This window comes from Hydrogenophaga sp. (assembly GCF_026125825.1).
In the GTDB taxonomy this organism is placed as follows: domain Bacteria; phylum Pseudomonadota; class Gammaproteobacteria; order Burkholderiales; family Burkholderiaceae_C; genus Hydrogenophaga.
The window spans coordinates 43,775-54,062 of record NZ_JAHCKK010000022.1; the positions used below are offsets into that span (position 1 = coordinate 43,775).

Consider the following 10,288-nt stretch of genomic DNA (forward strand, 5'->3'; position numbering starts at 1 on the left):
TTTAATTTCCTTGGCATTGTTGTTGCAATGCAATATGCTCGCGTTCCCGATTTTTGCTTTAGCCCCCCACGAACCGAGAAGGAAGCGCCATGACCACGGCAGCCGAGCAGCAGCACCTCCAGCAATACGGTCTGTACGACCCTTCGCACGAGCACGACGCGTGTGGCGTGGGCTTTGTGGCCCATATCAAGGGCGAAAAGAGCCACGCCATCGTGAAGCAGGGCCTGAAGATCCTGGAGAACCTCGACCATCGGGGCGCCGTCGGCGCCGACAAACTCATGGGCGACGGGGCAGGGCTGCTGATCCAATTGCCGGACGCGCTGTACCGCGAGGAAATGGCAGCTCAAGGCGTGGTCCTGCCACCGGCAGGCGAGTACGGCGTGGGCATGATCTTCATGCCCAAGGAGCATGCCAGCCGCCTGGCTTGTGAACAGGAAATGGAGCGTGCCATCGCCGCAGAAGGACAAGTGCTGCTGGGCTGGCGCGATGTGCCTGTCAACCGCGACATGCCGATGTCGCCCACCGTGCGGGAGAAGGAGCCGATCATCCGCCAGGTGTTCATCGGTCGCGGCAACGACGTGATCGTGCAGGACGCGCTCGAACGCAAGCTCTATGTGATCCGCAAGACCGCCAGCGCCAACATCCAGCGCCTCAAGCTGACGCACAGCAAAGAGTATTACGTGGTCAGCATGAGCAGCCGCACCGTGGTCTACAAAGGCCTGCTGCTGGCCGACCAGGTGGGCACCTATTTCCGCGACCTTGAAGATGAGCGCTGCGTCTCCGCCCTGGGCCTGGTGCACCAGCGCTTCTCGACCAACACCTTTCCAGAGTGGCCGTTGGCCCATCCCTACCGCTACGTGGCCCACAACGGCGAGATCAACACCGTCAAGGGCAACTACAACTGGATGAAGGCGCGCGAGGGTGTGATGTCCTCGCCGGTGCTCGGGGCCGACCTGCAGAAGCTCTATCCGATCAGCTTCGCCAGCCAGTCCGACACGGCCACCTTCGACAACTGCCTTGAATTGCTCACGATGGCCGGCTACCCGCTGGCCCAGGCGGTCATGATGATGATTCCAGAGCCCTGGGAGCAGCACACCACCATGGACAGCCGCCGCAAGGCCTTCTATGAATACCATGCCGCGATGATGGAGCCCTGGGACGGCCCGGCTTCCATTGTGTTCACCGACGGTCGCCAGATCGGCGCCACGCTGGACCGCAACGGCCTGCGCCCATCGCGCTACTGCATCACCGACGACGACTTCGTCATCATGGGTTCCGAGTCGGGCGTGCTGCCCGTGCCTGAAAACAAGATTGTGCGCAAGTGGCGCCTGCAGCCCGGCAAGATGTTCCTGATCGACCTGGAACAGGGCCGCATGATCGATGACGAGGAGCTCAAGGCCAATCTTGCAAACAGCAAGCCTTACAAGCAGTGGATCGACAACCTGCGCATCCGGCTTGATGATGTGGAAACGCCCGTGGCCGGCGAGTCCGCACAGGAGCAGCGCATCACCGCCACCGAACCCCAGGCCGCAGGTGTCGAGCGCGTGGCGCCCGAACTGCTGGACCGTCAGCAGGCGTTCGGCTACACGCAGGAAGACATCAAGTTCCTGATGAGCCCGATGGCCGCCAATGGCGAGGAAGGCATCGGCTCGATGGGCAACGACAGCCCGCTGGCCGTGCTGTCCGACAAGAACAAGCCGCTCTACAACTACTTCAAGCAGCTGTTCGCGCAAGTGACGAATCCGCCGATCGACCCGATCCGGGAGGCGATCGTGATGTCGCTGGTGTCTTTCATCGGTCCCAAGCCCAACTTGCTGGACATCAATCAGGTCAATCCGCCGATGCGCCTCGAAGTGAGCCAGCCGGTGCTCGACTTCGCCGACATGGCCAAGCTGCGCGACATCGACGCCGTGACCCAGGGCAAGTTCCGCAGCCACACGCTGGACATCACCTACCCTGCGGCCTGGGGCCGGGAAGGTGTGGAGGCCAAGCTGGCCTCGCTGTGCGCAAGCGCGGTGGACGCCATCAAGGGTGGCAAGAACATCCTGATCATCAGCGACCGCGCTGTCAGCGCCACGCAGATCGCCATTCCCGCGCTGCTGGCGCTGTCGGCGATTCACCAGCACCTCGTGCGCGAAGGCCTTCGGACCACCGCTGGCCTGGTGGTCGAGACCGGCACGGCGCGCGAAGTGCACCACTTTGCCGTGCTCGCCGGCTACGGCGCCGAGGCTGTGCACCCCTACCTCGCCATGGAAACCCTGGCCGCGATCAGCCAGGGGCTGCCCGGTGACCTGAGCGCCGACAAGGCGATTTACAACTACGTCAAGGCGATCGGCAAAGGCCTGTCCAAGATCATGTCCAAGATGGGCGTGTCGACCTACATGTCGTATTGCGGTGCGCAGCTGTTCGAAGCGATCGGCCTCAACAGCGAAACGGTGGACAAGTACTTCACCGGCACCGCCAGTCGCGTGGGCGGCATCGGGGTGTTCGAGATCGCCGAAGAAGGCATTCGCATGCACAAGGCCGCCTTCGGCGACGACCCGGTGCTGGCCTCGATGCTTGAAACCGGCGGTGAGTACGCCTGGCGCGCCCGGGGCGAAGAGCATATGTGGACGCCCGACGCCATTGCCAAGCTGCAGCACAGCACGCGCGCGAACAACTGGAACACGTACAAGGAGTACGCCCAGATCATCAACGATCAGAGCCGCCGCCACATGACGTTGCGCGGCCTGTTCGAGTTCAAGATCAACCCCAGTACCGCGATCTCGATCGACGAGGTCGAGCCAGCGGCCGAAATCGTCAAACGCTTTGCCACTGGCGCCATGTCGCTGGGCTCCATCTCGACCGAGGCTCACGCCACGCTGGCCGTCGCCATGAACCGCATCGGTGGCAAGAGCAACACCGGTGAAGGTGGAGAGGACGCGCTGCGTTACCGCAACGAGCTCAAGGGCATCCCGATCAAGCAAGGCCAGACCATGTCGGACTTGCTGGGCAAGGACACCTTCGAAGTGGATTACGAGCTGCAGGCGGGTGACTCGATGCGCTCGAAGATCAAGCAGGTGGCCTCTGGTCGCTTCGGTGTCACGGCCGAGTACCTCAACAGCGCCGACCAGATCCAGATCAAGATGGCACAGGGTGCCAAGCCTGGCGAGGGCGGGCAACTGCCCGGTGGCAAGGTGAGCGACTACATCGGCAAGCTGCGCCACAGCGTGCCGGGCGTGGGCCTGATCTCCCCACCGCCGCACCACGACATCTACTCCATCGAGGACCTGGCGCAGCTGATCCACGACCTGAAGAATGTCGCGCCGCACTCCAGCATCAGCGTCAAGCTGGTGTCCGAGATCGGCGTGGGCACCATCGCCGCAGGCGTGGCCAAGTGCAAGGCCGATCACGTGGTGATCGCCGGCCATGACGGCGGTACGGGCGCTTCGCCCTGGTCGTCCATCAAGCATGCCGGCAGTCCCTGGGAAATCGGCCTGGCCGAAACGCAGCAGACACTGGTGCTCAACCGCCTGCGCAGCCGCATTCGCGTGCAGGCCGACGGCCAGATGAAGACCGGCCGCGATGTGGTGATCGGTGCCCTGCTCGGTGCCGATGAGTTTGGCTTTGCCACGGCGCCCCTGGTGGTCGAGGGCTGCATCATGATGCGCAAGTGCCACCTCAATACCTGCCCGGTGGGCGTGGCCACGCAAGATCCGGTGCTTCGCAAGAAGTTCAGCGGCAAGCCCGAGCACGTGGTGAACTACTTCTTCTTCATCGCCGAAGAAGCGCGCCAGATCATGGCCCAGCTGGGCATCCGCAAGTTCGACGACCTGATCGGCCGTGCCGACTTGCTCGATATGAAGCAGGGCATCGAGCACTGGAAGGCGCGCGGTCTGGACTTCGGTCGCCTGCTGGCTCAGCCGGTGGTGCCTGCCGACGTGCCACGCTTCCACACCCAGGAGCAGGAGCATGGGCTGGAGAAGTCGCTCGACAACATCCTGATCCAGAAGTCGCGTGCAGCGATTGACAAGGGCGAGCGAGTGCAGTTCATCGAGGTGGCGCGCAACGTCAACCGTTCGGTGGGCGCCATGCTCTCGGGCGCCGTGACGAAGGTGCACCCCGAAGGTCTGCCTGACGACACCATCCGCATCCAGCTCGAAGGCACAGGCGGTCAATCGTTTGGCGCCTTCCTTACACGCGGGATCACGCTCTACCTCATCGGCGATGCCAACGATTACACCGGCAAGGGCCTCTCCGGCGGCCGTGTGGTGGTGCGTCCCAGCATCGACTTCCGGGGTGAAGCCACTCGCAACATCATCGTGGGCAACACCGTGATGTACGGTGCCACCACCGGCGAAGCCTTCTTCAGCGGCGTGGCTGGCGAGCGCTTCGCGGTGCGCTTGTCGGGTGCCACTGCGGTGGTGGAAGGAACGGGTGACCACGGTTGCGAGTACATGACCGGTGGCACCGTGGTCGTGCTGGGCAAGACCGGCCGCAACTTCGCCGCTGGCATGAGCGGCGGCATTGCCTACGTGTACGACGAAGATGGCGACTTCGCCAAGCGCTGCAACACGGCAATGGTCAGCCTGGAAAAGGTGTTGTCCACCGCCGAGCAGGAGGCCACGCTGGACCGCGCCGTCTGGCACCGCGATATGAGCGATGAAGCGCAGTTGAAGAAACTGCTGGAGGAGCACAACCGCTGGACTGGCAGCAAGCGCGCTCGCGAGTTGCTCGACACCTGGGCGCAGGCGCGCGGCAAGTTCGTGAAGGTCTTCCCGAACGAATACAAGCGTGCGCTGGGCGAAATCCATGCCCGCAAGGCCGCGGCTGTGGTCACCACCAAGGCCCAGACCACGGCGAAGAAGGCCACGGCGCCTGCCAAGTAAGCCCGCCGCACGCACGAACACGAAGGAATCGCATCATGGGAAAAGTCACCGGCTTCATGGAATACGAGCGTCTCGAAGAGGGCTATAAGCCCGTGCCCGAGCGTCTGAAGCACTACAAGGAATTCGTCGTTGGCCTCGATGAGGCGCAATCCAAGGTCCAGGCCGCGCGTTGCATGGACTGCGGCACGCCGTTCTGCAACAGCGGCTGCCCGGTCAACAACATCATTCCTGACTTCAACGACCTCGTGTACCAAGGCGATTGGCAAAACGCCATCACCGTGCTGCACAGCACCAACAACTTCCCCGAATTCACCGGACGCATCTGTCCCGCCCCCTGCGAAGCCGCCTGCACGCTGAACGTGAACGACGACGCTGTGGGCATCAAGTCGATCGAGCATGCCATCATCGACCGCGCCTGGGCCGAAGGCTGGGTGCAGCCGCAGCCTGCGCGCCACAAGACCGGCAAGAAGATCGCTGTGGTCGGTTCGGGCCCGGCCGGCATGGCTGCAGCACAGCAACTCGCGCGCGCCGGTCACGATGTGACCTTGTTCGAGAAGAACGACCGAATCGGCGGCCTTCTGCGCTACGGCATTCCCGATTTCAAGATGGAGAAGAGCCACATCGACTTGCGCGTCAAGCAGATGGAGGCGGAAGGCGTTGTGTTTCGCACCGGTGTCATGGTCGGAGCCCTGCCCAAGGGCAGCAAGGTCACCAACTGGGCCGAAGAGACCATTTCTCCTGAGCAGTTGCAGAAGGACTTCGACGCCGTGCTGCTGACCGGTGGCTCCGAGCAGAGCCGCGATCTACCCGTCCCTGGCCGCGACCTGGACGGCATCCATTTTGCGATGGAGTTCCTGCCGCAACAGAACAAGGTCAACGCTGGCGACAAGCTCAAGGGGCAGCTGCGAGCCGATGGCAAGCACGTCATCGTGATCGGCGGCGGCGATACCGGCAGCGACTGTGTGGGTACCAGCAACCGCCACGGTGCCTTGAGCGTCACGCAGTTCGAGGTCATGCCGCAGCCGCCGGAACAGGAAAACAAGCCCCTGGTGTGGCCCTACTGGCCACTGAAGTTGCGCACCAGCTCCAGTCACGAGGAAGGCTGCGTGCGCGAGTTCGCCATCTCCACGAAGGAGTTCATCGGCGAAAAGGGCAAGGTGACGGGACTTACCACCGTGCACGTCGAGATGAAGGACGGCAAACTCGTCGAGATTCCCGGGACGGAGAAAACCTACAAGGCCGATTTGGTGCTGCTTGCCATGGGGTTCGTGAACCCTGTTGCCACCATCCTGGACGGCTTCGGCGTCGAGAAGGATGCGCGCGGCAATGCCAAGGCCAGCACCGACTTCACGGGTGGCTACGCGACCAACGTGCCCAAGGTGTTTGCCGCGGGCGACATGCGCCGTGGCCAGAGCCTGGTGGTATGGGCGATCCGCGAAGGCCGCCAGGCCGCACGTGCAGTGGACGAGTTCCTGATGGGTTTTTCCGACTTGCCGCGCTGACATTGACGGAAACATAACGGTGCCAGGGGTTCAGCCGTGAATCCCGTATCATTCAAAAACCGGGCGCTGAACTGCCCGGTTTTTGTTTGATGCCCATCGATTCCTCCTCCTCCTCCTCTCTGGTCGAACTGCGCAACCTGACCTTCGGTTATGGCGAGCGCGCCATCCTCGACAACATTTCGCTGACCGTGCCGCGCGGCAAGGTCACGGCGCTCATGGGTGCGTCCGGCGGCGGCAAGACAACGGTCCTGCGGCTGATCGGTGGGCAGATCCGGGGCCAATCGGGCCAAACGCTGTTCGACGGGCAGGATGTCACCACCATGGGCCCCAAAGCGCTGTACGAGGCGCGCCGACGCATGGGCATGCTGTTCCAGTTTGGTGCGCTGTTCACCGACATGAGCGTGTTCGACAACGTGGCCTTTCCACTGCGAGAGCACACCCGGTTGCCTGAAGCCCTGGTGCGCGACATCGTGCTGATGAAGCTCAACGCGGTGGGCTTGCGCGGCGCGCGCGACCTCATGCCCAGCGAGCTCTCGGGCGGCATGGCCCGGCGCGTGGCGCTGGCGCGCGCGATCGCGCTGGACCCCGAGCTCGTGATGTACGACGAGCCCTTCGCAGGCCTGGACCCGATTTCGCTGGGCACCGCCGCTCGTCTGATCCGCCAGCTCAACGACGCCATGGGCTTGACCAGCATCGTGGTGTCGCACGATTTGGACGAGACCTTTCACATCGCCGATCAGGTGATCGTGCTGGCCAACGGCAAGATCGCCGCTCAAGGCACGCCCGAAGAGGTGCGGCACAGCCAGGACCCGCTGGTGCACCAGTTCGTCAACGCCTTGCCCGATGGGCCGGTGCGTTTCCACCACCCGGGCCCGGAACTCCTCGAGGATTTCGGCCCCCTCCGCCGGGGAGCACGCCCATGAACGCCCTGCATCCCGCCCGCGTGGGCCGTGCGGTGCGCCTGCAGCTCGCTGGCATCGGCCATGGCACCCGCCTGTTTGGCCGCTTGGTGTGGCTCATGGGGGCGGCGCTGCGCCGGCCCTCGCTGGTGCGCGACCAGATCCATTTCCTGGGCAACCACTCGCTGGCCATCATCAGCGTCTCTGGCCTTTTCGTCGGCTTCGTGCTCAGCCTGCAGGGTTACTACACGCTGCAGCGCTACGGCGCCACCGAGGCGCTGGGCCTGCTGGTGGCGCTCTCGCTCATGCGCGAGCTTGGTCCGGTGGTCACTGCGTTGCTGTTCGCGGGCCGTGCCGGCACGTCGCTCACGGCCGAGATCGGTCTCATGAAGGCTGGCGAACAGCTCAGCGCCATGGAAATGATGGCGGTGGATCCGGTGCGACGCGTGCTGGCGCCGCGCTTCGTGGCCGGGGTCATCACCATGCCTTTGCTTGCCGCGGTGTTCAGCGCCGTCGGTATCGTCGGTGGCTGGGTGGTCGGCGTGCTGCTCATCGGCCTGGACGGTGGTGCCTTCTGGAGCCAGATGCAGGGTGGGGTGGATGTGTGGGCCGACGTGGGCAACGGCATCATCAAGAGCGTGGTGTTCGGCTTTGCCGTCACTTTTGTGGCCCTGCTGCAGGGTTTCGACGCACATCCGACGCCCGAAGGGGTTTCTCGCGCCACCACCCGCACCGTGGTGGTGGCTTCGCTGAGCGTGCTGGCGCTGGACTTCGTCCTTACCGCCATGATGTTCAGCATCTGATTGGAGTGGATGGACATGCAAACTTCCAAAAATGATTTCTGGGTAGGCCTGTTCGTGCTGATTGGCGCGGCCGCCATCCTCTTCCTTGCGCTGCAGTCGGCCAACTTGCTCAGCCTGAATTTCGAGAAGACCTACCACCTGGTCGGCCGCTTCGACAACATCGGTGGCCTCAAGCCCAAGGCGGCCGTGCGCAGCGCTGGCGTGGTGGTCGGTCGAGTCGAGTCCATCACCTTCGACGACAAGACCTTCCAGGCCAGCATCCGGCTGGAGCTGCAATCTCGCTACGCCTTCCCCAAGGACAGCTCGCTCAAGATCCTGACCAGCGGCTTGCTTGGGGAGCAGTACATTGGCATCGAACCAGGTGGCGACGAGCGCAACTTCGCCGATGGCGACGTGGTGACCCAGACACAATCGGCCATCGTCCTGGAGAATCTGATCAGCCAGTTCCTCTTCAGCCGTGCCGCCGATGGCAGCAACAAGGACGCCGAAACGGCGAAATAGCGTTGTGGGGGCTTTGCAACGCCCCTCACGAAGGCACTCCGGGCGCACCGAAAATGCAGGCTGTTCGCAAAAACAACAGCCGGGTGCACAACCCAGGGGAAACCACAACATGACACACCACCACAGCCCCATCGCGGCAGTCTGCAAAGGCACGGCGCTGGCATTGACGCTCGCATGGATGGCCGGCTGCGCCACAGGCCCGGACGCCAACCCACGCGACCCGCTCGAACCTTTCAACCGCGGCGTGTACCAGTTCAACGATGCGGTGGACACCGCCGTGCTCAAGCCCGTGGCCACTGCCTACCAGAAGGTCACACCCAGCCCGGTGCGCACCGGTGTGAGCAATTTCTTCGGCAACCTGGGTGACCTCTGGTCGTCGGTCAATGCCGGCCTGCAACTGCGCCCGCGCGAGGCGACCGAGAACCTCATGCGTTTCAGCGTGAATACGGTGTTCGGTATCGCCGGCGTGCTCGACATTGCCAGTGAGATGGGCATTCCCCGCACTCGCCTCGATTTTGGCCAGACCATGGGGCGCTGGGGCGCGCCCTCGGGGCCTTATCTCGTGTTGCCATTGCTCGGCCCCTCATCGGTGCGGGACGGTACCGGCCTGGTGGTGGATGCCACCGGGGATCCTGTGTCGAGCATGAATCACGTGCCTTCGCGCAATTCCGTGCTGGCGCTGCGCGTGGTCGACACCCGCGCCGGACTGCTGCGGGCCACCAACCTGCTGGAGGACGCCGCGCTGGATAAATACAGCTTCACACGCGATTTCTACCTGAACCGCCGGCAAAACCAGATTGATGACTTGATCGACAAGGGCATCGGTCTGGGTAACGACGGCGCCGACACAGATACGAATCGCAACGATTGATAGGGACGCCCTTCACAATCCGGGCGCCCCGATGAACTACGCTGCAATGTCTGCAGCAAGGCCGCCTGGCCTCGAAAGGAACACATGATGAAACGCCGCTCCTGGCTCGCCGCCCTGTTCATGTCTGCCGCCGCGGGTTTAACCTCTCTTCCTTCGCTTGCCCAGGACGAGGCGCCGGACGCCATGGTCAAGCGCCTGTCCACCGAGGTGCTGGCTACCATCAAGGCCGACCCGGCCATTCAGGCTGGTGACATGAACCGCATCATCGCGCTGGTGGACAGCAAGATCATGCCCAACGTGAATTTCTCGCGCATGACCGCCTCTGCGGTGGGGCGCTACTGGCGCCAGGCCACCCCCGAGCAACAGAAGCAATTGCAGGACGAGTTCAAGACCCTGCTGGTGCGCACCTACGCCGGCGCGCTGCGCCAGGTGAGCGACCAGACCGTCGAGGTGCAACCCATGCGCTCCGCCCCCGGCGACGAGGACGTGGTGGTGCGCACCCTGGTCAAGGGCCGCGGCGATCCGGTGCAGCTCGACTACCGTCTGCACAAAACGCCCGGCCAGGGCACCGGCTGGAAGATCTACGACCTGAACGTGCTCGGCATCTGGCTGGTCGACACCTACCGACCGCAGTTCGCCCAGCAGATCAACGCCGGGGGCATCGACAAGCTGCTGCAGACGCTGAGCGAGCGCAACAAGACCAACAGCGCCAGCTGAGCACCGCCATGACCTTGCTCGTGCTGCCCGCCGAAGTCACGCAGTCCCAGGCCGAGACCTGCCTGGCCCTGCTGCGGACCGCGGCGCGCGCCAGCCGCGAGGGCGAGATCGTGATCGACGCCGCGCC

7 protein-coding genes are annotated in these 10,288 nt (G+C 63.8%); all 7 read left to right on the forward strand.

Translation table 11 applies throughout. From position 1 onward, the window contains the following. Positions 1-89 precede the first annotated feature (89 nt). The 7 genes from KIT86_RS10110 (at position 90) to KIT86_RS10140 (ending at position 10,161) form a co-directional block, all read left to right on the forward strand. Positions 90-4,868 (forward strand): glutamate synthase-related protein, encoded by a 4,779-nt coding sequence (locus tag KIT86_RS10110; protein WP_297397869.1) that lies wholly within the window; start codon positions 90-92, stop codon positions 4,866-4,868. Positions 4,869-4,903: 35 nt separating this feature from the next. Next, positions 4,904-6,370: a glutamate synthase subunit beta gene (locus tag KIT86_RS10115; RefSeq protein WP_297397871.1), complete on the forward strand. Its 1,467-nt coding sequence runs from the start codon at positions 4,904-4,906 to the stop codon at positions 6,368-6,370. Between the two features lie 89 nt (positions 6,371-6,459). Then, entirely contained in the window at positions 6,460-7,293 is an 834-nt protein-coding gene (locus KIT86_RS10120) for an ABC transporter ATP-binding protein (RefSeq protein WP_297397873.1), read from the forward strand. Beyond that, on the forward strand, positions 7,290-8,072 hold the full coding sequence (gene mlaE, locus KIT86_RS10125; RefSeq protein ID WP_297397875.1) for a lipid asymmetry maintenance ABC transporter permease subunit MlaE: 783 nt from the start codon (positions 7,290-7,292) through the stop codon (positions 8,070-8,072). Before KIT86_RS10120 ends, mlaE begins: the two co-directional genes overlap by 4 nt. 15 nt (positions 8,073-8,087) lie before the next feature. Beyond that, positions 8,088-8,573, forward strand: coding sequence for an outer membrane lipid asymmetry maintenance protein MlaD (gene mlaD, locus KIT86_RS10130; protein ID WP_297397877.1), 486 nt, complete (start codon positions 8,088-8,090; stop codon positions 8,571-8,573). Between the two features lie 109 nt (positions 8,574-8,682). Further along, positions 8,683-9,444: a VacJ family lipoprotein gene (locus KIT86_RS10135; RefSeq protein ID WP_297397879.1), complete on the forward strand. Its 762-nt coding sequence runs from the start codon at positions 8,683-8,685 to the stop codon at positions 9,442-9,444. An 87-nt stretch (positions 9,445-9,531) separates the two neighbouring features. Further along, a complete protein-coding gene (locus KIT86_RS10140; RefSeq protein WP_297397881.1) occupies positions 9,532-10,161 on the forward strand; it encodes a phospholipid-binding protein MlaC in 630 nt (209 codons plus the stop codon). Positions 10,162-10,288: the final 127 nt, after the last annotated feature.